This window comes from Pseudomonas sp. KH_050 (genome assembly GCF_057838875.1).
Genome location: NZ_CM174478.1, coordinates 2,666,188 through 2,690,183 on the forward strand (window position 1 = coordinate 2,666,188; position 23,996 = coordinate 2,690,183).

General features: G+C 60.5%; 20 protein-coding genes and 1 pseudogene. 9 read left to right on the top strand and 12 right to left on the bottom strand.

The genetic code is table 11. The features are described 5' to 3' along the window. Window positions 1-105 precede the first annotated feature (105 nt). Window positions 106-1,113, top strand: a complete 1,008-nt coding sequence (locus AC3IUA_RS12265) for a magnesium chelatase ATPase subunit I (protein ID WP_489361211.1) — start codon at window positions 106-108, stop codon at window positions 1,111-1,113. Continuing rightward, a complete protein-coding gene (locus AC3IUA_RS12270; RefSeq protein WP_489362323.1) occupies window positions 1,095-1,769 on the top strand; it encodes a vWA domain-containing protein in 675 nt (224 codons plus the stop codon). The genes AC3IUA_RS12265 and AC3IUA_RS12270 overlap by 19 nt, the downstream gene beginning before the upstream one ends. 225 nt (window positions 1,770-1,994) lie before the next feature. Here the strand turns inward: AC3IUA_RS12270 and AC3IUA_RS12275 are convergent. Further along, window positions 1,995-2,273, bottom strand: a pseudogene (locus AC3IUA_RS12275) (2,4-dienoyl-CoA reductase); the annotation flags it as partial. Between the two features lie 52 nt (window positions 2,274-2,325). Between AC3IUA_RS12275 and AC3IUA_RS12280 the strand changes: the two are divergent. Continuing rightward, a complete protein-coding gene (locus AC3IUA_RS12280; protein ID WP_489361213.1) occupies window positions 2,326-2,736 on the top strand; it encodes a MerR family transcriptional regulator in 411 nt (136 codons plus the stop codon). Window positions 2,737-2,781: 45 nt separating this feature from the next. Here AC3IUA_RS12280 and AC3IUA_RS12285 read toward each other — a convergent pair whose 3' ends face one another. Beyond that, entirely contained in the window at window positions 2,782-3,039 is a 258-nt protein-coding gene (locus AC3IUA_RS12285; protein WP_489361215.1) for a DUF2790 domain-containing protein, read from the bottom strand. A 62-nt stretch (window positions 3,040-3,101) separates the two neighbouring features. Further along, on the bottom strand, window positions 3,102-4,640 hold the full coding sequence (locus tag AC3IUA_RS12290; protein WP_489361217.1) for an MFS transporter: 1,539 nt from the start codon (window positions 4,638-4,640) through the stop codon (window positions 3,102-3,104). A 213-nt stretch (window positions 4,641-4,853) separates the two neighbouring features. Here AC3IUA_RS12290 and AC3IUA_RS12295 point away from each other — a divergent pair, with 213 nt between their 5' ends. After that, window positions 4,854-5,735: a LysR family transcriptional regulator gene (locus tag AC3IUA_RS12295; protein ID WP_489361218.1), complete on the top strand. Its 882-nt coding sequence runs from the start codon at window positions 4,854-4,856 to the stop codon at window positions 5,733-5,735. A 437-nt stretch (window positions 5,736-6,172) separates the two neighbouring features. Next, entirely contained in the window at window positions 6,173-7,747 is a 1,575-nt protein-coding gene (locus AC3IUA_RS12300) for a TerC family protein (protein ID WP_489361220.1), read from the top strand. Between the two features lie 362 nt (window positions 7,748-8,109). On the opposite strand, the gene AC3IUA_RS12305 is transcribed toward AC3IUA_RS12300, so the two are convergent. After that, a complete protein-coding gene (locus AC3IUA_RS12305) occupies window positions 8,110-8,526 on the bottom strand; it encodes a DUF6006 family protein (RefSeq protein ID WP_489361222.1) in 417 nt (138 codons plus the stop codon). A 444-nt stretch (window positions 8,527-8,970) separates the two neighbouring features. Between AC3IUA_RS12305 and AC3IUA_RS12310 the strand changes: the two genes are divergently transcribed. From AC3IUA_RS12310 to AC3IUA_RS12325, 4 genes are all read left to right on the top strand, one after another. Beyond that, a complete protein-coding gene (locus tag AC3IUA_RS12310; protein WP_489361224.1) occupies window positions 8,971-9,360 on the top strand; it encodes a RidA family protein in 390 nt (129 codons plus the stop codon). Window positions 9,361-9,557: 197 nt separating this feature from the next. Continuing rightward, window positions 9,558-10,322 carry an IclR family transcriptional regulator gene (locus tag AC3IUA_RS12315; RefSeq protein WP_489361226.1) on the top strand — a complete coding sequence of 255 codons (765 nt, stop codon included), beginning with the start codon at window positions 9,558-9,560 and terminating at the stop codon, window positions 10,320-10,322. Window positions 10,323-10,361: 39 nt separating this feature from the next. Further along, the gene (locus tag AC3IUA_RS12320) at window positions 10,362-11,579 is read left to right on the top strand and encodes an amino acid deaminase (RefSeq protein ID WP_489361228.1); all 1,218 of its coding nucleotides are present in this window, start codon (window positions 10,362-10,364) and stop codon (window positions 11,577-11,579) included. Window positions 11,580-11,992: 413 nt separating this feature from the next. After that, the gene (locus tag AC3IUA_RS12325) at window positions 11,993-12,964 is read left to right on the top strand and encodes an IS110 family RNA-guided transposase (protein WP_489355766.1); all 972 of its coding nucleotides are present in this window, start codon (window positions 11,993-11,995) and stop codon (window positions 12,962-12,964) included. Window positions 12,965-13,051: 87 nt separating this feature from the next. On the opposite strand, the gene AC3IUA_RS12330 is transcribed toward AC3IUA_RS12325, so the two are convergent. From AC3IUA_RS12330 to AC3IUA_RS12365, 8 genes are all read right to left on the bottom strand, one after another. Further along, the gene (locus AC3IUA_RS12330; protein WP_489361230.1) at window positions 13,052-13,327 is read right to left on the bottom strand and encodes a peptidylprolyl isomerase; all 276 of its coding nucleotides are present in this window, start codon (window positions 13,325-13,327) and stop codon (window positions 13,052-13,054) included. 56 nt (window positions 13,328-13,383) lie between these two features. Continuing rightward, a complete protein-coding gene (locus AC3IUA_RS12335) occupies window positions 13,384-15,921 on the bottom strand; it encodes a PAS domain-containing hybrid sensor histidine kinase/response regulator (protein WP_489361232.1) in 2,538 nt (845 codons plus the stop codon). 133 nt (window positions 15,922-16,054) lie between these two features. After that, window positions 16,055-18,010 (bottom strand): acetoacetate--CoA ligase, encoded by a 1,956-nt coding sequence (locus tag AC3IUA_RS12340; RefSeq protein ID WP_489361234.1) that lies wholly within the window; start codon window positions 18,008-18,010, stop codon window positions 16,055-16,057. Between the two features lie 201 nt (window positions 18,011-18,211). Continuing rightward, the gene (locus AC3IUA_RS12345; protein WP_489361235.1) at window positions 18,212-18,985 is read right to left on the bottom strand and encodes a 3-hydroxybutyrate dehydrogenase; all 774 of its coding nucleotides are present in this window, start codon (window positions 18,983-18,985) and stop codon (window positions 18,212-18,214) included. Window positions 18,986-18,992: 7 nt separating this feature from the next. Beyond that, window positions 18,993-20,384 (bottom strand): GntP family permease, encoded by a 1,392-nt coding sequence (locus AC3IUA_RS12350; RefSeq protein WP_489361237.1) that lies wholly within the window; start codon window positions 20,382-20,384, stop codon window positions 18,993-18,995. 294 nt (window positions 20,385-20,678) lie between these two features. Then, on the bottom strand, window positions 20,679-22,094 hold the full coding sequence (locus tag AC3IUA_RS12355) for a sigma-54 interaction domain-containing protein (protein ID WP_489361239.1): 1,416 nt from the start codon (window positions 22,092-22,094) through the stop codon (window positions 20,679-20,681). Window positions 22,095-22,112: 18 nt separating this feature from the next. Beyond that, entirely contained in the window at window positions 22,113-22,352 is a 240-nt protein-coding gene (locus tag AC3IUA_RS12360) for a hypothetical protein (RefSeq protein WP_489361241.1), read from the bottom strand. A 43-nt stretch (window positions 22,353-22,395) separates the two neighbouring features. After that, the gene (locus AC3IUA_RS12365; protein WP_489361243.1) at window positions 22,396-23,985 is read right to left on the bottom strand and encodes an ABC transporter ATP-binding protein; all 1,590 of its coding nucleotides are present in this window, start codon (window positions 23,983-23,985) and stop codon (window positions 22,396-22,398) included. Between the last annotated feature and the right edge of the window lie 11 nt (window positions 23,986-23,996).

The following is a 23,996-nucleotide window of genomic DNA, read 5'->3' on the forward strand; positions in this document are numbered from 1 at the left end:
GGCGGACCCGCATCCACAGGTATTGTGTAAAACCTGTGGGAACGAGCCTGCTCGCGATAGCGGCCTGACAGACGTCACAAGACTCGACCCTACCGAGAACCGAATATGAGCCACACCCCACATTTCCCCCTCTGCGCCGTGGTCGGCGCCGACGCCCTGAAGCTTGCGCTGTGCCTTACCGCCATCGATCCGAAGATCGGCGGGGTGCTGATTGAAGGTCCGCGGGGCATGGCCAAGTCGACCCTGGCCCGCGGCTTGGCGGATCTGTTGGCCAGCGGGCAATTCGTCACCTTGCCACTGGGCGCCACCGAAGAGCGGCTGGTCGGCACCCTGGACCTGGACGCCGCGCTCGGCGAAGGTCGCGCGCAGTTTTCCCCGGGTGTGCTGGCCAAGGCCGACGGCGGCGTGCTCTATGTCGATGAAGTGAACCTGCTGCCCGACCACCTGGTTGACCTGCTGCTGGACGTCGCCGCCAGTGGCACCAACCTGATCGAGCGAGACGGCATTTCCCATCAGCATCCGGCGCGTTTCGTGCTGATCGGCACCATGAACCCGGAAGAGGGCGAACTGCGTCCACAGTTGCTCGACCGCTTCGGACTGAACGTTGCCTTGAGCGGGCAGACTCCACCGACCGAGCGTGGGCAGATCATCCGTCGGCGGCTGGACTTCGACAGCGATCCGCAAGCGTTCTGCGCACAATGGGAAAGCCCGCAGCGAGCCCTGCGCGAACGTTGCCAGCAGGCGCGCTCGACCCTGGCGAGCATTCCTCTCGACGATCAGGCGCTGGCGCAGATCACCGAGCGCTGCTTTGCTGCCGGCGTCGACGGGATGCGCGCCGATCTGGTCTGGCTGCGCGCCGCTCGGGCCCATGCGGCATGGCGAGGCGCACCGGCGATTGGCGAAGAGGATATCGACGCGGTGGCTGAATTCGCTCTGCGTCATCGTCGCCGCGAGCAGTCGCCGCCCGCGCCGAACCAGGCCAGCGCGCCACAGTCGCAATCGGCAAAAAAACCCGACCCTGCTGAAGGCCAGGGTCAATGGGGCGAAATGCCCGCCCAGGCACTGCCGGTCGGCGCACGACGTGAAATCCCGAGCTGGCCAAAAAAGCCCTAGGCATTCGCCCCCGATCCGACGCGGGGGCGGATGCCAAACCCCGCGCGGGACGCCTGAAAAATGGCCGGCAAGGCCAGAGCCGCACAGCACAAAGCGGCTCGATCAATTGGCCCGGCACCTTGCTCAATGGCCGTCCGCGCCAGCGCGAAGACCTGCTGTATCGCCTGCGCAGTCGTTCGCCCCATGAGCTGTGGCTGGTGATAGTCGATGCGTCGGCCTCGACTCGCCGGCATCAGGCCCTGAGCGATGCCAAAGGGTTGTTGGCGCAGCTGTTCGATGACGCTTACCGTCGCCGGGCGCGCCTGGCATTGCTGACCGCCAGTGGTCACTCGCCGCAATGGCAGGTGCAAGGCCTGAAAGCCTCGAGTGGACTACGAAGCTGGCTTGACGCACTCGGCGCCGGGGGTGGCACGCCGCTGCTGGCCGCTCTGGATGAGGCGGTCCGTTGGCTGGCGTTCAGGCGGCAGCGTTTCCCCGCGGAGCAGCAGCGTCTGTTGCTGCTGACCGATGGCCGCTTGAAAAACTGGTCAGCGCTGCCGACGCTCAAATGTCCGGGGCTGTTGGTGGACATCGAAAGGGGCCCGATCCGGCTCGGTCGGGCACAGGAGCTGGCTGACGGACTGCAGGCGCAGTATCGACATATCGACACCCTGTAACGGCTTGTCGCGTATTGCTTGCGAAGGCGGCCTGACAGCCGGCCCGTTTTCTGGCGTACGCGATGCCCTTGTAGGAGCTGCCGCAGGCTGCGATCTTTTCGGCAATCTCCAGAACCGCTAAAAGATCGCAGGCTGCGCCGGCGCCTACGCCGACCGAAGGTTGGCAGAAAAGATCTGCGAGATGCCGACGGCCTTACGTGTTCAGAAAAATCCGCCAGCCACCCATCATTTACCCATCGCCGCCCGGTACTGGCGCGTGCGTCGGGCGATGTACAACCGATCGACAATTAGCGCAAACAGCGCTGGCACCCTGGGCCTGGGCGCGCGGCCGAGGCTCAGGCGGCGGATCTGGAAACGCACCACGGCCATGCTCGCGAGGGCAGCCAGCGGTTTGCGTTTCCAGCGAATCGCGGGCAATTGCGGATGGCTGAACCCGCCGTTGCGCCAGCGCTTCACCAACTGCGGTTCCACGGTCAACGCGGTGCCGATGCCTGCCATGGAAAGGCGAGGCTAAGCTTAAAGTTAACTTTAATGTCAAGCGTTCAGGCGGGTCAGCATGAAGATTGGTGAATTGGCGCAACTCAGCGGGCTGGCGGCCTCGCGGATCAGATTTTATGAAGCACAAGGGCTGCTGCGTCAGGTTCAGCGCCAGGCCAATGGATACCGCCGTTACCCACCGCAGGTGCTGCAGACGCTGAAAACCATTCAGTGCGCGCAGCAGGCCGGGTTCAGCCTGGAGGAGTTGAAACAACTGTTGCCCGGGAGTGCTCAGGGGGACTTCCAGCACGACCAATTACTGGAGAGTCTTGAGCGCAAGATCGAACAGATCGAAGCCATGCAACTGCACCTGGCCCAGAGCAAGGCGCAGTTGCTGGGGATCATCGATAGCATCAGGCTCAAGCCGGAGGGCATGGCCTGTGATGAAAATGCCGAGCGTGTATTGGCGTCGATCAAGAGGCTTCAGTAACCTGTGGCAGGGGGCAAGCCCCCTGGCCACAGGGGGCGAGGACCCTTAGCTCTGATCAATACACCCATCCCCAAATGCCTGATAACGCAAGATACGGGTCACCCCCGAACTGTCCACATAGGTCATCTCCCGTGTCCCGATGCCGCAATAACCGGAGTCCGACATACTGATGATTCTCGCCACATCCAGCTGCATCGAATAACGGTAATCCTCGACAATCGGCGGTTTGCCGTCATCGGTAGAAGCGGCCAATGCCGTGCCGCTCAAGGTGATCAAAGCCAGGGCGAACGAGGTGCTTTTCATGATGAGCTCCCGTAATGGCTACTGAAGGATTTCAGTAGCCGTACGACGAGCCGCGTGGCGATTTATTCCACGCTCAAGGACACTGTTCCAGGTTGCGGTATTGGATTGCGCATCAGCGTACCGACCACCAGCGCGCCGAGCAACGCCAGCAGTCCTGCGACCCCCAGCACCAGGCTGAAGCCGCCGACAAAGGCCTGGCGGGCCAGTGGTTCGACCACCAGGCGCGCCGATTCCGGCAACTCGCTCAAGGCTGCCGGCATGTCGCCGGCGACCACCCGCGAAGCGATGTTCTGGGTTTGTCCGAGCCATTGCGCCGTCTCGGCCGTCAGGCTGGCGTGCAACAATTGTTCGGTATGACTGCTCAGCAGCGCGCCAAATACCCCGATGGTCAGCACGATCGCACTGAAACGCATGGTGGTGCTCATGCCCGAGGCCATGCCGACACGATCGCGCGGCACGCAGGCCATGATGTTCTTCTGGGTATCGCCATTGAGCAGCCCGGCACCGGCACCTGTCACCGCAATCGCCAAGGCGAAGTTCAGGTAGCCACCACTGGTGACCGCCCAGGCGCTGAGCAGGTTACCCGCACCCACCAGGGTCAAACCGGCGGCCATCAGTGTTGCCGGGGCGAAGTGGCTTGCCAGGCGTGCGCCGATGCGTGGGCAGATCAGCATAGTCAGGGCAAACGGCAGCATGCCCAACCCGGAGGTGATCGCCGAAAAACCCAAACCGTTCTGCAGGTAAAACGGCAGCAAGGTCATCATCACTTGCGCGCAACCTGCATAGGCGAACATCCCCAGCAATGCACCGATAAATCGCGGATGGCGAAACAGTTGCAGATCGACCATCGGCCGCTGCTGCAAGCGCTCGATCACCACAAACAGGCCCAACAACAGCGCGCCACCCAGCAGGCGGGCATAGGTCAGTGGATTGCTCCAACCGATCCGGTTGGCTTCGATCAAGCCCCAGATCAGGCACAACAGGCTGGCGCTGAAGGCCAGACTGCCCCAGGGGTCGAGACGGGCGGCCTGGGTGTCCCGAGACTCCGGCACCGCGCGCCAGACCATGGCCATCAACAGCAGGCCCACCGGCAGATTGAGGTAAAAAATCCAGCGCCAGCCCATGAATTCGGTGATCAGCCCGCCGACGGTCGGCGCGGCGGTCATCGCCACACCCATGCACGCGCCCCAGAACGCCCAGGCTTTGGCCCGTTCCACCTCGTCGTGAAAGCAGTGGCCGATCGAGGCCAGTGCCGAGGTCAGCAGCAACGCCGCGCCGACCCCTTTGACGGCGCGGGCGATGTCGAGAAACAAGGCATTGGGCGCCGCGCCGCAACCCATCGAGGCGAGGATGAAAATACTCAGCCCCCAGAGCAGGGTTTTCTTGCGCCCGAAGCGGTCGGCGATGCTCCCGGCCGGCAGCAGCAGCGCGGCGAAGGCCAGCATGTAAGCACTGACCACCCATTCGATATCGGCGAAGTTGGCTCCCAGGTCGCGAGCGATACTCGGTAGCGTGACGGCGACGATATTGGTGTCGAGCACGATCAGCGAACAGACCCCGGAAGCGGTCAACAGCGTAAGACGTGGGCTGACCCGGTTCATGGCATCACCCGCGTTGCCTTGCAGGCAATGGATGCCAAGTGGACGCCGATAGACGCTGATTTTCGGCTGAAACAGCTGCTCAGCGTCAGAGCAAGGGATTTGACGCGCATGGCTTGAGCTCACTACTGTGGAGTTTGAACCAGCTTATCGCGGGTTCTTCAGTGCTTTATTAGCTGGAGGCCAGCACTTCATTACCTTTGAGCTAATGCCGTTATGGAAATACGTCATTTCCGCTACTTCCTGGCCGTTGCCCGGCAGCGCAACTTCACCCGCGCCGCGGAGCAATTGGGCATTGCGCCGCCGACCTTGACCAGGCAGATCCAGGACATGGAAAACGCCCTGGGCACCCGACTGTTCCTGCGCCAGCAACGTGAGGTCAGCCTGACCGAGGCCGGCGCCGTCCTGATGATCGAGGCCGAAGCCACTGTGCGGCAGTTCGAATTTGCGCAACTCAATGCCCAGCGCGCCGGGCGCGGTGAGACCGGTCATATCGAATTGGGCTACGTGGCCTCGGCGGTGTACTCGGGTTTGTTGCAAAAGCAGGTGCAGAGTTTTAGCCGTGAGTACCCGGATGTCAGCCTCAGTGTGCGGGAAAGTCCGATGGCAGCCTTGCCGGGACTGGTTGCCGAGGGGCGGTTCGACATCGGTTACATCCGCTCGCCCATGACCTTGCCCGAAGGGCTGGACGCGATTCGCCTGGACGCCGAAGGTTTCGTTCTGGCGCTGTCGGCCGAGGCCTGGTTGAGCCGCTTGGCGGACATCACGCCTGAGCACTTGCAGGATCAAACGTTCATTCTTCCGGAGCAAATCAGCGGCACCTTGCAGGTCGCGGCCCAAGGTGGCTATGCACCAAAACTGGGGCCGCAACCAGGCGGGCTGGTGGCGGTGATCGCGCTGGTGTCGTTGGGGCAGGGCGTGGCGGTGGTGCCTGAGTCAGTTGTCGGGCACGTCAGCTTGCCGAATGTGCTGTACCGGCCGATCAAGGGCAGCGAGGCGTGTTCCTGGTTGTCGTTGATCCATCGCCGCTTCGAAAAGGCCCTGGCGGTTGCGCGTTACATCGAGCAGGTCAAAGATCGGTTTCCAATAGATAAATGATGTTTGGCCCGGAAAAGATCGCAGCCTTCGGCAGCTTCTACGGGTTTTCGGTCGCGCCGATTGGTGTAGGAGCTGCCGAAGGCTGCGATCTTTTGATCTTTTGCACCCTGAACAGATTCTGTAATGATTTTTCGTTGTAGGAAATTTCGCTTCTGGCTGTACTCTCCAAGTCCGTTTTTTCTCTCAGGACTTGCATGAACACCCTTTCGGAGTCTCCCAGTCGTCCTTTCGCCTGGACACTCGACCTTCCTTTCGCTCAATACTCCTCTCGCCAATCGGCAATTCTGAGGCTGTGCGGACAGGCTAAACATCCAGTCTTGCGACTCTCTTCGGCCCGCATCCCCGGGCAGCCCGACTTCATGACTTTTCGCCGACCTTCAGGTCGTGCCTTGCCGTGTCCGGCATTCTGAATTCATTAGAGAGATTGATTAGATTTTATGGAATGGATAGCTGACCCCACGGCCTGGCTTGGCCTGTTGACCCTGATTGTGCTGGAGCTGGTGCTGGGCATCGATAACCTGGTGTTTATCGCGATCCTGGCGGACAAGTTGCCGCCCGAGCAGCGCGACCGCGCGCGTATCATCGGCCTGTCCCTGGCTTTGCTGATGCGCCTGGGCCTGCTGGCGAGTATTTCCTGGCTGGTAACCCTGACCCAGCCGTTGTTCGAGGTGTTCGACAAGAGCTTCTCCGGGCGCGACCTGATCATGCTGTTCGGTGGTGTGTTCCTGCTGTTCAAGGCGACCATGGAATTGCATGAACGACTCGAAGGTCACGTCAGCCAGCGCGCCAGTAATGCGGCATACGCAATGTTCTGGCCGATCGTCGCGCAGATTGTGGTGCTGGATGCGGTGTTCTCGCTGGATGCGGTGATTACCGCGGTGGGCATGGTCGATGAGCTGGCGGTGATGATGATCGCAGTGATCATTTCCATCGGTTTGATGATTGTCGCGAGCAAGCCGCTGACCCGATTCGTCAACGAACACCCGACGGTAATCATGCTGTGTCTGGGCTTCCTGATGATGATTGGTTTCAGCCTGACCGCTGAAGGCCTGGGCTTCCACATCCCCAAAGGCTACCTGTACGCGGCCATCGGTTTCTCGATCCTGATCGAAGTGTTCAACCAGATCGCCCGGATTCAACGCAAGAAGTCCGTGCAGGGCCTGCGGCCGATGCGTGAGCGCACCGCTCATGCAGTGATGCGCTTGCTCGGTGGCCGAACGCTGGCGGTAGACGAAGTGGGTGAGGAGATTGCCGACTTGCTCAAAGGCGGTGAGGGTGCCAGCAAGGAGCTGTTCGACCGCCGCGAACGGGTAATGATCAGCGGTGTGCTGCAACTGGCCGAGCGGCCGATTCGTAACTTGATGACGGTGCGGGCCGAGGTCGACCACCTGGATCTGGCTGACAGTGCCGAAACCATCCGCACCACGCTGATGCACTCGTCCTATTCGCGCTTGCCGCTGATTCGCGGCGGCGCGGTGGATGAGCCGCTGGGCTTCGTGCACAAGAAGGAACTGCTCAAGGCATACCTGGCCGGTGAAGAACCGAACCTCGAGCATCTGGCGCGCAAGACCCTCAACCTGCTGGACAGTTATTCGATCCTCAATGCCCTGGAACAAATGCGCAAAGCCTCGACCCACATCGCCTTTGTGGTCAACGAATTCGGCGACTTCATGGGCGTGCTGACCATGACCGACATCCTTGAGTCCATCGCCGGTGAGCTGCCCGACGCCAGCGAAGTCGCCGGCCCGGACATCGTCGAAGCACCGGGCGGGTTCATGGTCAACGGCGCGCTGAACCTGGCGCGAATCGGCCAGCGAACCGGCTTCAACGCCGCAGCGACCGAGGATTACCAGACCCTGGCGGGGTTAGTAATGAGCCTGCTGGATCGCCTGCCAATGATCGGCGACAGCCTCGAATGGGAGACCTGGCGCATGACCGTGGTGGCGGTCGAGGAGCGGCGGGTGACGCGGGTGTTGTTGGTCCGTGCAGACGCAGAGCTCATCGGCGCCTGACGGGACGCAATCGACCAAGCTCCCACTGGTTCCGAGTCGATCGCAGGTTATGTGATCGATGAAAATCCAATGCAGGAGCTTGCACGCCAAAGTGTCGAAGCTGGTTGCTCGTTGGCGAATGAATCGGACATTACAAGTCGACGTTGTCCTTGATCCACATATCGCTACCCTGTATTCGTCATTTGAGCTTTAAGTGGCCGTTTAGTCGATCCTCCTTCATAGAAAGTCGAGACTCCTGTATTCCTCTCGATCACTGCAAGGACATGACAGTGTTCAAATTTTCGCGTAATTGGCCTCTGCAAGTGTTTAGTGGCGCCGCCTGTATGGACTCGGGAAGGACGGAAGTGATGGGCATCTTCGATCTACTTCCAGCAACTTAATGGATATTGCTGACCGTTCCAGGTTGTCCACCCCGTAGTTTTATTACCCGTAGGTTTGGGTAAGTACCATCGATTACCATCAGCGTGGTTGAAGTACAGGCCTCCTTTTTTACCAAAGCGTGGATTGGTCAATGCCACCCACTTCGAGCCATTGTCGGAAAAACGGCCCTTCCAGCGGGCGCCGGAGGTACTGGTGGCGGTGCCGTCACCGTTGTCGATCGTTTGGCTATCCTCGACGACGGTCCACCGCATTTGCGCCGGCCGCCCGTCGATAGTGCAGGACCAGGAACCATTCCACCAGCCCGACACCGTGCTGGCGTAAGCCGGGCTGGCAACGGCGAGACAAAACAATGCCACGCTGCAGGAAGCGGCAAGTAGCGAACTGTACTTTGCGGTCATAAGCGGCATACTCCTTGCGAAAAAATACGGCCTCAATAACAGAAAAAGTGAGATTGGATGATTGATTGTTTCAGACTCCGATGCAGGGGCACTAGTTCTCTGACCAAGTACCGGATGTCGAATTTTTACGATAGACCGTACAAAGGCCGTCGTCAGAACAAATGGAAACTAATTGGGCGCTAGTAATCGCAATGAGATCAGCAGCAAATCCCATAAACATCCGAAAAATAGAACCCGTTTCACAAATCAAAGTTCGTTAATTCACAGTTGCTGACTAGTCAATCGAAATCCAATCAGGGCTTACGTCCTCTCACTGCCTGTGGCACACTTCCCGCTATACGATCCGCTATTGCGTACGTTATTCCGGTATAGCGGAATAGTGGCTGCCTCGGACCTATTTGACAGAATTTCTCAGAACACCGTTTTCACTCAGGAGAAACACTCATGAGCATTACTCGCTACGGCACCGGTAGCACCGCCGGTGGCGGCCAGCCGCGTCCTTTCGCCCGCGCAGTCGAAGCCGATGGCTGGCTGTACGTGTCCGGCCAGGTCCCGGCGGTGGATGGCGAGATCATCAGCGGCGGGATCGTCGAGCAGACTCACCAGGCCATGCGCAACCTGATCGCCATCCTCGAAGAGGCCGGTTATGCCCTGGAGGATGTGGTGCGTACCGGCGTGTGGCTGGAAGACCCGCGGGATTTCTGGAGTTTCAACAAGGTGTTTTCCGAGTACTTCAAAAGCGAACACGCCCCGGCGCGGGCCTGTGTGCAGGCGAACATGATGGTCGACTGCAAGGTCGAGATTGATTGCGTGGCGTACAAGAAGAAGGCCTGAATCGCGTGTTGTTGCACCTTCACGGGTGTACCTGCTCGGCGTAGGAGCTGGCGCAGCCTGCGATCTTTTGGCGATGTTGGAGATGGCCCAAGGGCAAGATCAAAAGATCGCAGCCTACGGCAGCTCCTACGGGCCATTAGTCTGTCGCCTGAGCCACGGTTAATATCCCCGGCGAATTTGAATGGGAACCCACTGACATGACCGAAGACACCATCAAGCGCCGGGCTCGCGGGCTGGACCGGGCGTTCGACATCCTCGATTTCCTCAAGGAAATCGGCCAGCCGTTGCGCCCCAACGATATCGCCAGTGGCATCGGCAGCCCGAAATCCACGGTCTATGAGTTGGTCGCGTCCTTGCTCGAACGACGGATTCTCGAACCGGTGGGCAAGGACGGTCACGTCTACCTCGGCCGTCAGCTGTACTTCCTCGGTCAGGCGCATTTACGCCATTTCGACCTGAGCCGCGAGGCTGATCATGCCTTGCAGGAGATCGTCAGCCAGACCCGCGAGACCGCGCAGTTGTGCCTGCTCAACGGGCGCAAGTACACCGTCGCGCAGATGAAGGAAGGCGAGCGGCACTTCCGGATTTCCTCGGACATCGGCGAGAACGCGCCGATTCCCTGGACCGCCTCCGGACGCCTGCTGCTCAGTCATTTGAGCGATCAGGAGATTGTCGAGCTGATCGCTGACGAGGACTTCATCCTGCCCGACGGTCAGCGCCTGCCGCTGGACACCTTCCTCAAGGAAATTCGTCAGGCTGGAGTCGAAGGCTTCTTTTCTTTCGACAGCGTGGCCGACACCTTTACCCATTGCTTCGCCGCGCCGGTGAAGGACGAACGCGGCATTTGCATCGCGACCCTGTGCATCGTCGCCCCACGGGCCGACGCCAGGAACAATTACAACGACTACCGCCGGGTGCTGATCGACAGTGCGAACAACCTGGCCCGTCGTATCAATGATTAACTGCGGTTGCTAGCGGCCGCACAGGTGAGGAATCAGATCATGTCTTGCGCCTTGAATATCGCTGCCGTGGAAAAGGGCACCGCCCAGCCCGGTGCCAACCTGGCGCGAGACGTCAGCCTGCCGGCGCTGGTGCTGCACCGTGAAGCCCTGGAGCACAATATTCGCTGGATGCAGGACTTCGTCAGCAACAGCGGTGCCCAGCTCGCGCCCCATGGCAAGACAAGCATGACCCCAGCGCTGTTTCGTCGGCAGTTGGCGCAGGGCGCCTGGGGCATCACCCTGGCGACGGCGGTGCAGACCCGTGCGGCCTATGCCCACGGTGTACGCCGGGTACTGATGGCCAACCAGTTGGTCGGCGCGCCGAACATGGCGTTGATCGCCGAGTTACTGGCGGACCCGTCCTTTGAATTCCATTGCATGGTCGATCACCCGGACAACGTCGCCGACCTCGGGGCCTTTTTCGCCGCGCGCGGAGTGCGCCTGAATGTGATGATCGAATACGGCGTGGTCGGCGGCCGTTGCGGCTGCCGCAGCGAGCAGGAAGTGCTGGATCTGGCGCAGGCGATCAAGGCACAGCCGGCACTGGCCCTGACCGGTATCGAAGGTTATGAAGGGGTGATCCACGGCGACCAGGCCGTGAGCGGGATTCGACAGTTTGCCGACTCGTTGGTCCGTCTGGCGGTGGAGTTGCAAGACAGCGGCGCCTTCGCTATCGACAAGCCGATCCTCACGGCGTCGGGTTCGGCCTGGTATGACCTGATCGCCGAATCCTTCGAGACACAGAACGCCAGCGGACGTTTCCTTAGCGTGCTGCGGCCCGGCAGTTATGTGGCCCACGACCATGGCATCTACAAAGAAGCGCAGTGCTGCGTGCTCGATCGGCGCAGCGATTTGCACGAAGGCCTGCGCCCGGCGCTGGAAGTCTGGGCCCATGTGCAGTCGTTGCCGGAACCGGGGTTCGCGGTGATCGCCCTGGGCAAGCGCGATGTCGCCTACGACGCCGGCTTACCGACGCCGCTGTTGCGTTACAAGGCTGGTGTGCTGCCGGCCAAGGGTGACGACGTCAGTGCCTGCGAGGTGACGGCAGTCATGGACCAGCATGCGTTCATGACGGTGGCGCCCGGTTGCGAGTTACGCGTGGGGGACATCATCTCCTTCGGCACTTCGCACCCATGCCTGACCTTTGACAAGTGGCGCACCGGGTGTCTGGTGGATGAGCAGTTGAATGTCATCGAAAGCATGGAAACCTGTTTCTAGGCTTGAGACCGAGTCGCGGCCGTCGGAACGCCCCCTGGAGCAAGCCCGCTCCTACATTAAACCGTGTCAAGCCAAATGCAGTCCCATGTAGGAGCTGCCGCAGGCTGCGATCTTTTGATCTTCTGCGATGTTGCCGACACCAAAAGATCAAAAGATCGCAGCCTGCGGCAGCTCCTTGTATCTCGACTATCGCTCCGCCAGGAGCGATAGTTCTCGACTGATCATCGAGGGAGGGATTTGGAAGCCGTGCAGCTCCTTAGGCCTAGAGCCTGCGACGTAGATCGTGCTCCAACCCTCCACACTCACTCATATAGTTCGAACGGTATCTTGGGCCCGTCTCTGGCGAGAGCCCGCATTCGCAAGGTTGGACAGAGTGCAGTGATGATCACAATTGATTCAATTGGGAGACGATCATGTCCGATTATGTTGGCGTCGACGCCGCTAAACACACCTTTGACATCGCCAAATACCTGCCTAACGGCAAACATAAAACCAAAGCAAAATTGCCCAATGCAATCAAGGGGTTCGAGGAGTTCCACGCCTGGCTGCAGAAGCACGTCGAGCCTTCAGCCTTAATCGTGATGGAAGCCACCGGCATCTACCACGAAGCGCTGGCCGAGTTCTTGTACAACAAGGGCTATCGGGTCTGTGTCGTCAATCCTGCGCAGACCAAAGCCCATGCCAGGAGTGATTTGCAACGGGTCAAAACAGACAAGACCGACGCCAAGCTAATCGCCGATTTCGCCAAGGAAAAGCATGAAAAGCTAACGCTGTGGGCGCCGGAGCCACTGAAGTATCGACAGGTGAAGGCCATGGTTCGTCGCCTGAACGACCTTCAGGAAATGCTGCAAATGGAACGTAATCGTCTGGACGTGTCCGACGACAGCGTCAAGGTTTCGATCAATTCCGTCATCAACCACATCCAGAAAGAGATTGCCGAAACCAAAAAGGCGCTGAAGAAACACATTGATGACGACCCGGACATGCGCCAAATGCGCGACTTGGTGGTGACCATTGATGGCATTGCCGACAAATCGGCGCAGATGCTTTTTGCCGAGCTGGGCGACCTGCGAAAGTATTCGAATCCTCGACAAATGGTGGCGGCGGCGGGCTTAAATCCAAAGCTGGAAGAGTCTGGCCAGCTTAAGGGCCGCACCTTTATCTCGAAAATCGGATCAGCGCGACTCCGCACCGGGCTCTACATGCCAGGTCTGGTGGCGATGCAGCATAACGAAGCGATTATCGCGCTCAAAGAGCGATTGAAAGCCAACGGCAAGGCCCCCAAGCAGATCATCTGTGCAGCGATGCGCAAGCTGCTGCACATCATCTTTGGAGTGATCAAATCGGGCCAACCATTTGACCCGAAACTTGCGCTTGCCCGGTGAGGGTTAAGACGGTATCTACAGAATCAAAAGATCGCAGGCTGCGCCAGCTCCTACGAAAAGCCCGGCCGCATCATCACCGAAATCTTTTCAGTCCCGATAAAACACCTGCACCAGGTGATAGCCGAACTTGCTCTTGATCGGCCCATGCACAGTGCGCAGCGGTTTCTTGAAGATCACTTGATCGATGGCGCCGACCATCTGCCCTGGCCGTACTTCGCCCAAGTCACCGCCGCGCTTGCCGGAGGGGCAGGTGGAGTACTTCCTGGCCAACACATCGAAGGCTTCGCCTTTGGCGATACGCTGCTTGAGTTGTTCGGCTTCTTCGGCCGTTTTCACCAGGATATGGCGGGCTTGAGCTTTCATCGGGGCAGTTACCTTGAAGCGGTAGTGTCAGCGGGGCGCGGGATTATGCCCGAAACTCAGCTGTTCTGGCTGATCATCGTGCGAATCTTGGTGGCCAGCACGTCGATGGAAAACGGTTTGGCCACCATGTCCATGCCTTCCTCAAGGAAGCCCTGGCGTTCGAGGGCCTTTTCGGCGTAACCGGTCATGAACAGCACTTTGAGTTGCGGGCGATTCTGGCGGGCGATTTCCGCCAGTTGGCGGCCATTCATGCCAGGCAGGCCGACGTCGGTCACCAGCAGGTCAACCCGCAAGTCGGACTCCAGCAGCGGCAGTGCGGTTTTTGCATCTTCAGCTTCATGGGCGTTATACCCCAGTTCATCCAGCACATTGAGCACCAGCATCCGTACCGCCGGGTCGTCTTCTACCAACACCACGGTTTCGCCCGCGATGGCCGGTGGTGTGACCTGGGGGCTGGCCGCCTGGGTTTTTTCCACGGCCGCGAGGTAAAGCCTCGGTAGATACAGGCGCACGCTGGTGCCTTGGCCGGGGAGACTGGAAAGGCTGACATGGCCACCGGATTGCTGGGCAAAACCATAGATCATCGACAAGCCCAGGCCAGTGCCCTGACCGATGGGTTTGGTGGTGAAAAACGGGTCGAAGGCTTTGGCCAGCACCGAAGGGGTCATGCCGCTGCCATTGTCGGTGACGCCAATCATCACATAGTCGCCGGCCTTGACTGGTTCCAGGGTGCTGATATCCGTACCGTCCAGGTAGCTATTGGAGGTTTCGATCAGTAGTTCGCCGCCATTGGGCATGGCATCGCGGGCGTTGATCACCAGATTGAGCAGGGCATTTTCCAGTTGGCTGACGTCGGTGTTAACCGGCCAGACTTCGTCAGCCAGCTGCAGTTTGAGGTTGATGTGCTCGCCCTTGGTGCGGCTGAACAGATCTTCCAGCGAGTGCACCAACTGGTTGGGGTCGATGGGTTTGCGATCCAGCGATTGCCGGCGGGAGAACGCCAGCAGCCGATGGGTGAGGGCAGCGGCGCGGTGGGCCGAAGACACTGCCGCATCGGTGAAACGGCCAATCTCGGCGCTACGCCCTTCGGCAATATAACGTTGCATCAGGTCGAGGCTGCCGATAATCCCGGTGAGCATATTGTTGAAGTCATGGGCGATGCCGCCGGTGAGCTGGCCGAGGGCTTCCATTTTCTGCGCATGGCGCAGTGCCTCTTCGGCGCGCTCGCGTTCGAACATTTCATTTTGCAGGCGCAGGTTGGTTTCAGCCAGTTCCCGAGTCCGGGCGGCGACGCGTTCTTCCAGGGTTTCATTGAGGTTGCGCAGGGCGGCTTCGGTTTGTTTGCGCTCGGTTTCATCGATCACAAAGATGTAGAAGCCATTGATCGCACCATCGGCACCGTGGCGCGGCAGGTACTTCATCAAGGCATGGCGCGGGCGCCCGTCACGGTGGAAGGATTCTGCCTCGAAGCTGCAAGGCTGGCCGGCGAGGGCCGCGGCGATCTGTTTGGCGCGGGCGGCATACAGTTCTTCGCCGATGACTTCGCGGATGGTTTTTCCGTACAGCTCTTGCGGGGTCATGCCATACCAATCCAGGTAGGCGGCGTTGTTCAGCCGAAAGCGCTCTTCGTTGTCGACATAACCGATCAGCACCGGCATGGCATTGATGATCAGCTGCAGCTCGGTCTGGCTTTGGCGCAGCGCTTGCTCCATCTGCTTGCGATCTGTCAGGTCGAGTGCGGCGCCAAGGAAACGGAGTGGCCGGTCGTGGTGATCCTTGTAACAGCGGCCGCGGGCAAACACCCAGCGCAGTTGGCCATCGGGCAGCAGCAGACGGTATTCCTCGGCATATTCAGTGCCGTGGGTAATGCAGTATTTGATCCCGCGGGCGACCATGCCACGGTCTTGCGGGTGGACGGCGCTCAGGTAGTCGCTGATGGGCAGTTGCCCGGCCAGGGCAGGATCGATCCCGTGCAGCTGGGCAAAGTGTGGGTCGGCGATAAAGCGATCTTCGGCGATATCCCAGTCCCAGATACCCACCGCGTCGGTGGCCGAGAGCGCCAGTTGCAGGCGCTCTTCGGACTCGCGCTGAGCCTTGATACTGGCTTCGGAGCGCAGTTTCAGTTCCAGCGCGACCCGCCGACGTTCGTTGGTCTCGATGGCGGTGACCAGAATCCCGGCGACCAGCCCGTGCTCATCGCGGATCGGGCTGTAGGTCAGGTCAAGCCAGAGCTCGGAGTCGCGGCCCCGGTGTTGCAGGTTGAAACACTGTTCGCTGTAGGTGCGCACCTGGCCCTGCAATACGGCATTGTAGATGGGCGCGGTGAAGTCCTGGAGTTCCGGCCAGATCAGGTGCGTCGGCTGTCCGAAAGCCTGCGGATGCTTGTGGCCGGCCAGCAGGGCGAAGCCGTCGTTGTAGATTTGCGTGAGCTGCGGGCCCCACAGCAGCAACATGGGCATCGGCGAATGAATCACGATGTCCACGGCCGTGCGCAGGCTTTGCGGCCAGTTGCCGGGCTCGCCCAGCGGACTTTGCGTCCAGTCCAGACGGGCTATCAGTGCCTGGGCTTCACTGCCGGTGGGCGATTCGTTCATCGGATAGATCCTGAGAGGGGAGCCTGGTGGCCTGTTGTATCTAGGATGCTTCCAGACGTTAGACGTTCAATACCTCAAAAAGTGGCATTTATCGATTGTTTCTATTCGTATGAGTGCTTAAGGGGGCCGGATTTTACACCTTCAACTCCGCGCGGTCGCGAAACTGTTCCAGGGCCTGCGGATTGGCCAGCGCATCAGTGTTCTTCACGACCTCCCCATGCACCACATTCCTCACCGCCAGCTCGACAATCTTGCCGCTGATGGTGCGTGGAATATCGGTGACGGCGAGGATTTTCGCCGGCACATGCCGCGGCGTGGTGTTGCTGCGGATCACCTGGCGAATTTCTTCCTCGAGCGCTGCATCGAGCTCGACGCCTTCACGCAGGCGCACAAACAGCACCACGCGCACGTCGTCCTGCCAGCTCTGGCCGATAGCGATGCTTTCCAGCACCTGCTCGATTTTTTCCACCTGGCGGTAGATCTCCGCAGTGCCGATGCGCACGCCGCCCGGGTTGAGCACCGCGTCCGAACGACCGTGGATCATCAGGCTGCCATGGGGCAGTTGTTCGGCATAGTCACCCTGGGCCCATACGCCGGGGAACTGGCTGAAATACGCGGCGCGGAATTTTTCCTGCTGCGGGTCGTTCCAGAAGCCGATCGGCAGGGCCGGGAAGTGACGGGTGCAGACCAGCTCACCTTTCTCGCCGATGACTGGCTGGCCAGCGTCGTTCCACACTTCAATGGCCATGCCCAGGCTCTTGCCCTGCATCTCGCCGCGACGCACCGGCAACAGCGGATTGCCGGCGACAAAACAGGAAACGATGTCGGTGCCACCGGACATCGACGCCAGGCACAGATCGCTTTTGATCTCGCGGTAAACGTAGTCATAGCTTTGCGGCGACAGCGCCGAGCCGGTCGACAGAATGGTCTTGAGACTGCCCAGGTGATGGCTGTGGCGCGGCTGCACGCCGGCGCTTTCGAGGCTTGCGAGGTACTTGGGGCTGGTGCCGAATACAGTGATCTGCTCGCTGTCGATCAGGTCGATCAAGCGCGCCGGCCCCGGGTGAAACGCAGAGCCGTCGTAGAGCAGCACACTGGCCCCGACCGCCAGCGCCGAGACCAGCCAGTTCCACATCATCCAGCCGCAGGTGGTGTAGTAGAACAGCAGATCGTCACGCCCCAGGTCGACATGCAGGCCATGTTCCTTGACGTGTTGCAGCAGTACGCCGCCGGTGCTGTGGATGATGCATTTCGGGATGCCGGTGGTACCGCTGGAATAGAGGATGTACAGCGGATGGTCGAAGGGCACGGCGACGAATTCGGGCTCGCCGCCGGCCTGGTAGAAATCATTCCAGAGCGCCACATTGGCCGGGCTCTGGTAATCCTCGACGCGGCTCTGGGGTCGTGCAAAGGGCACGATGATCAATTGCTGCAGCGAGGGCAGGCGCTGGAGAATCTCGTTGATCTTCGCGGTCTGGTCGATCTCTTTTCCAGCGTAGCGGTAGCCGGCGCAGGTGATCAGCACCTTGGGTTCGATCTGGCCGAAGCGGTCGATCACCCCTTGGGTGCCGAAATCCGGCGAGGAGCAGGACCAGATGGCCCCCAGGCTGGTGGTGGCGAGCATGCCGACCAGGGTTTGCCAGGAGTTGGGCATACAGGCGGCGACCCGGTCGCCAGCGGCGACGCCGGCCGCTCGCAGGCTCTTTTGCAGGCCGGCCACATGGTTGGCCAGGTCAGCGTAGGTCAGTTGTTCGCGCTGGCCGTTCTCGCGGATGGAGATTACCGCCGGGGAGTTGTCACGGCGACGCAGCAGGTGTTCGGCGAAGTTCAGCGTGGCACCGGGGAACCACTGGGCGCTGGGCATGCTGGGGCCTTCGACCAGCACCGCGCTGGGGGGCGTGTGAAATTCGATGTCGAAGAAGTCGACAATGGCCTGCCAGAACTCTTCGCGCCGATCGACGCTCCATTGGTGCAGGGCAGGGTAGTCGGTGATGTCGAGGTCGTGGCGGTGATTGATGAACCGCCGGAAAGCCTCCATGTGGGTCTTGCTGATTCGCTCGGCGCTGGGTTGCCAGAGGATTTCGGACATGGCTGGTCTCTTTTTTGTTTTAAATATGCCTGATCGATACACAACCCGTAGCAGCTGGCGCAGCCTGCGTTCCTCTGCGCAGCAGTCGTAATCCGGATAATTCAATCATCCTGACGGACCGCATGCACTGAATTTACGACCGCTTCGCGATCGAACGCAGGCTGCGCCAGCGGCTACGGGATTTGCACCAGCTTCAAAGTTTTATTGCGCCAACCACCCACCATCGATATTCCACGCCGCGCCACGCACCTGGCTGCCGGCTTCGCTGCACAAAAATAGTACCAGTTCACCCAGCTGCGGTGGAGTGACGAACTCCAGCGAAGGCTGTTTCTCGGCCAGCAGATCATGTTGCGCCTGCTGCGGGTCGACGCCTGTGGCAATGCGCGCATCGATCTGCTTCTGCACCAGCGGAGTCAGCACCCAGCCCGGGCAGATGGCGTTGCAGGTGATGTTGGTAGTGGCGGTTTCCAGGCCGACCACTTTGGTCAGGCCGATCACCCCATGCTTGGCGGCGACATAGGCTGACTTGTTTGCAGAACCGACCTGGCCGTGCACCGAGGCGATGTTGACGATCCGCCCCCAGCCCTTGGCACGCATGCCGGGCAGGCTCAGCCGGGTGCCGTGGAACACCGAAGAGAGGTTGATGGCGATGATTGAGTCCCAGCGCTCCAGCGGAAAGTCTTCCACGGGGGCTACATGCTGGATGCCGGCGTTGTTCACCAGAATGTCGACGCCGCCGAATTCGCGCTCGGCATAGGCGATCATCTCGGCGATTTGCGCCGGGTCGCTGACATCGGCCGGATGATGGCCGACCTTGCCGCCAAACTGTGAAACCTCGGCGATGACCGCCGAGGCATCCCCGAAACCATTGAGAATCAGATTGGCGCCAGCCTTGGCCAGGCTCAGGGCGATGCCCAGGCCGATGCCGCTGGTGGAGCCGGTGACCAGTGCGGTTTTGCCGGAAAGATTAGTCATAAGTTCCTCACACAATGCCGGTGGCGTAGAAGGTGCCGATCACCACGAAAACCGCGAGGGTCTTGATGATGGTGATGCCGAAGATATCTTTGTAGGCTTCGCGGTGGGTCAGGCCGGTAACCGCCAGCAAGGTGATCACCGCGCCGTTGTGCGGCAGGGTGTCCATGCCGCCGCTGGCCATGGCCGCGACCCGGTGCAGGACTTCCAGCGGAATATTCGCCGCATTGGCCGCTGCGATAAAGCTGTTGGACATCGCCGCCAGGGCGATGCTCATGCCGCCCGAGGCCGAGCCGGTGATACCGGCCAGCAGGGTGACGGTAATGGCTTCATTGACCAGCGGGTCGGGAATGCTCTTGAGCCAGTCGGCCAGCACCAGGAAGCCCGGCAGCGAGGCGATCACCGCACCGAAGCCGTATTCCGAAGCGGTGTTCATCGCCGCCAGCAGCGCGCCGCTGACCGCACTTCTGCTGCCTTCGGCGAGTCGGCCGCGGATCGCCTGGAAACCGAAGACCAGCACCATGATGATGCCCACCAGCAGCGCTGCCTGGACCGCCCAGATCGCGGTGAGCTTGGCGATTTCGGTTTGCACCGGTGCGGCCATGCCCGGCAGGCTGAGGCTGTGGGTCTTGCCGTACCAGAGCGGAATCCAGTGGGTGAACAGCAGGTTCATCAGGCCGACCAGCAGCAGCGGCGAGAGGGCGATCCAGGGGTTGGGCAGCGTGATGTCTGCAGCGGTTTCCGGCTCGTTGCGCAGCTCGCTGCCATAGCCTTCGCCCGAGCGCTGGGCCTTGTTGCGCTGGCGCTGCAGATAGAGCATGCCGACGCAGAACACGAAGATTGCACCGATCAACCCGAGCCACGGCGCGGCCCAGGCAGTGGTGTTGAAAAAGGTGCTGGGGATGATGTTCTGGATCTGCGGGGTGCCGGGCAGGGCGTCCATGGTGAAGGAAAACGCACCCAGGGCGATGGTCGCCGGGATCAGGCGCTTGGGGATATTGCTCTGGCGGAACATCTCGGCGGCAAACGGGTAGACCGCGAACACCACCACGAACAGCGACACACCGCCGTAGGTCAGCAGGGCGCAGACCAGCACGATGACCAGCATTGCCTGACGGGTGCCAAGCAAGCGAATGGCTGCGGCGACGATCGAACGCGAGAAGCCGGACAGCTCGATCAGCTTGCCGAACACCGCACCGAGCAGGAACACCGGAAAATACAGTTTGATGAAACCGACCATTTTCTCCATGAACACCCCGGTGAAGGCCGGAGCGACAGCGGAAGGGTCAGTGAGCAATACCGCGCCAAGGGCGGCAATCGGGGCGAAGAGGATAACGCTGTAGCCACGGTAGGCGGCGAGCATCAGCAGCGAAAGGGCTGCTAAAGCGATGATCACACTCATGGTGTGTCTCCTGGATTGTTATTTTTGTAGAGGTGAAGCTTTGGTGGCTGTGGGTATAGCCAGTTTCGTGCCAGTACACTAACTTGTTGAAAAATATAGATATTTTATTTTTGTGTGGTGTGGGAGAGTCAATCTGTCTCTTTTTGGAGACCGGGGGTGTCGGAAAAGATTGCAGCCTGCGGCAGCTCCTACGGGTTTTCGGTCGCGCCGATTGGTGTAGGAGCTGCCGAAGGCTGCGATCTTTTGATTTTCAGCAATCTGAAAGGTCATCTCAATTATGAGATTTATGTCTCTCTATTGAGACTCTGCAATCCCCAACGCCACCATCTTCTTGTACAGCGTCGATCGCCCCAACCCCAGGCGCGCCGCAGCCTCGATGACTTTCCCACCACATTGCGCGAGGGCCGTTTCAATCAACTGCCGATCAAACCGCTCTCGCGCCGCGCTGAAGCTTTCATTGACAATAGGCCCCAGCGCCGAAGACGCAAGGCGCTCCACCGGACTGAAAGTCCCGATTGCCGCGCGGATATCCGCTGCGTTCAACATCAGGTCGTCGCTGAGCAACGCCGCGCGTTCCAGCACATTACGCAATTCACGGATGTTGCCCGGCCAGGCATGCTGGCCGAGCAGCGCCAGGGCTTGGCTGTCGAGCTCATGCTGGCTGCGCAGTTCTTCGAGGATGGCTTCGCTCAACGCCGGCAGATCGTCGAGTCGTTCGCGCAGTGGCGGTACCTGGATCGGCAGCACGTTGAGGCGGTAATACAGGTCAGCACGAAACTCGCCGCGCTTGATCGCGGCCTGCAGGTCGGTGGAGGTGGCGGCAATCACCCGCACATCGCTCTGGATCACTTCGTTGGAGCCGACCGGTTCGAACTCCTTCTCTTGCAGCACCCGCAGCAACTTGCTCTGCAATGGCAGCGGCATGTCGCCGATTTCGTCGAGAAACAGCGTGCCGCCCTGGGCGATCTGCAGTTTCCCGCTGCGACCCTTGCGGTCCGCGCCGGTGAAGGCACCGGGGGCGGTGCCAAAGAATTCGGCTTCCAGCAGTGTTTCCGGAATCGCCGCGCTGTTGATGCTGACAAAGGCTTTGTGCGCCCGCGGCGAGGCGCCATGGATCGCCTGGGCCAGCAACTCCTTGCCAGTGCCGGTTTCACCCAGCAGCAATACCGGTGAATCGGCGCTGGCGCTGCGCCGGGCCCGGCGTTTGACTTCCAGGCTGGCGGCGCTGGTGCCGATGAAGTGCGCGAAGTTGTATTTGGTCTGCCGCGCCCGCAGCAGCGAGCGAGTCGAAGCCAGCTCCTCCTGCATGCTCATGTAGCGCTTGAGCATGGGTGACAGACTGCGCAGTTCATCGAACAGGGCAAAACCGATGGCGCCGATGACTGTGCCGGCATCGTCATGGATCGGCAGGCGCATCACCACCAGCGGCTCTTTCGGGGTGTCCTGCATGTCCAGCAGGATCGGTCGACCGGTGCGCACTACTTCGCGCAACAGGCTGCCGGGGATCACGCTTTCACAGGGCTTGCCGATGGCCACCTCGGCCGATTCGAGGCCGAAGCGTTTGGCGTAACGCTCGTTCATCCAGACGATATTGGCATCGCGGTCGACGATCACCGTGCCTTCGCTGGATTGCTCGATGATCTCGAACAACGAGCGGATCGCCAGCAGGCGCACACGCTGGTAATCCTTGAGGCTTTCGGTGTCGTTCATGGGCGGTCCCGACAAAGGTTACTTTTTCCGGGCAGCGGCTTCGGCGGCCAGACACTCAAGGGCGAACTGTTCGGTATAGGTCATCTGGATCAGGGTGGTTTCGCCTTTGACGGTGCGCGAACCTTCGAGGATGTAGCGAATACGCTTGTCGGTGACGCCGATGCGTTTGGCGATCCAGGAGGGGGTCTGGCCAATGCGCGAGATTAGCTTGTCGGCATAGTCGGTGGAGGGGTTATACAGTTCTGCGTTAGGGCTCATGGGTGATGTCCGGATAAGAAAATGGGCTGCAATAGGCTCAAGGTTACAGGGTCGCTGGCGAATGCGGGAGCGCGGCGGCCAGGAGTTCTTTGGTATAGGGGTGCTGCGGCGCACCGAACACCTCATGGCTGGCGCCACTTTCCACCACTTTACCGTCCTTGATCACGATCATGTCATGGGCCAGGGCGCGTATCACCGCCAGGTCATGGCTGATGAACAGGTAGGTCAGGCCGTGTTTTTCCTGCAGCTGACGGAGCAGGGCGACCACTTGCTTTTGCACCGTGCGGTCCAGCGCCGAGGTCGGTTCGTCCAGCAGAATCAGCGCCGGCTTGAGCACCAGTGCCCTGGCGATGGCAATGCGTTGGCGCTGGCCGCCGGAAAATTCATGGGGATAGCGATGGCGGCTTTGTGGATCGAGGCCGACTTCTTCGAGCACCCGAATCACCTGGGCTTCGCATTCGGCAGCGGTCGACTGGCTGTGAACTTCCAGGCCTTCACTGATGATCTGTGCCACGGACATCCGTGGGCTGAGGCTGCCGAACGGGTCCTGAAACACCACTTGCATCTGTTTGCGCCAGGGCCGCAGTTGCTTCTGGGTCAGGCCGTCGAGGGCCTGGCCCTGGAAGCGGATACTGCCTTGGGAATCGAGCAGGCGCAGGATCGCCTGGCCGAGGGTGGACTTGCCGGAACCGGACTCGCCAACGATGCCCAGGGTCTTGCCGCGCTGCAGGCTGAGGCTGATGCCATCGACCGCGCGCAGGTAAGTCTTGCGTTGAAACAGCCCGCCGCCCAGCGGGAATACCACGCTGAGGTCGTCGACCTGCAACACCGCCTCGCGTTCATCCCGCGGCAAGGCTTCGCCTTCCGGTTCGGCGTTGAGCAGTACGCAGCTGTAGGGGTGTTTTGGCTGGGTGAAGAGCGTCTCGGATTCCGCCTGCTCGACGATTTGCCCTTCGCGCATCACGCAGACCCGTTGCGCGATGCTGCGCACCAGATTGAGGTCGTGGCTGATCAGCAGCAACGACATGCCCAGACGCTGTTGCAAGGATTTGAGCAGCAACAGGATCTTGCGCTGCACCGTCACATCCAGCGCGGTGGTCGGTTCGTCGGCGATCAGCAGTTCCGGTTCGCAGGCCAGGGCCATGGCGATCATCACCCGTTGACGCTGGCCGCCAGAGAGCTGATGGGGATAGGCCTTGAGCCGCTCCTGGGGTTTGCGAATGCCCACCAGTTCGAGCAATTCGATGATGCGTTGTTGTGCGGCCCTGCCACCCAGGCCCTTGTGCAGCAGCAGGGTCTCGCCGATCTGCTTTTCGACACTGTGCAACGGATTGAGCGAGGTCATCGGTTCCTGGAAAATCATCGAGATGCGATCGCCGCGCAGCTTTCGCAGCACGCTGGCATCCGCACCCAGCAGTTCCTGGCCGCGATAGCGGATGCTGCCGCTGCTGTGTGTGCCGGTCTGGGGCAGCAGTTGCAGGATCGAGTGGGCGGTCACCGATTTGCCCGAGCCCGATTCGCCCACCAGTGCCAGGCATTCTCCGCGACGGATATCCAGGCACAGGTCGCGCACGACCTTCTGGCCGTTGAAGGCCACGCTGAGGTCGCGGATTTCGATCAGGTTGTCGCTCATGTATTGGGTCC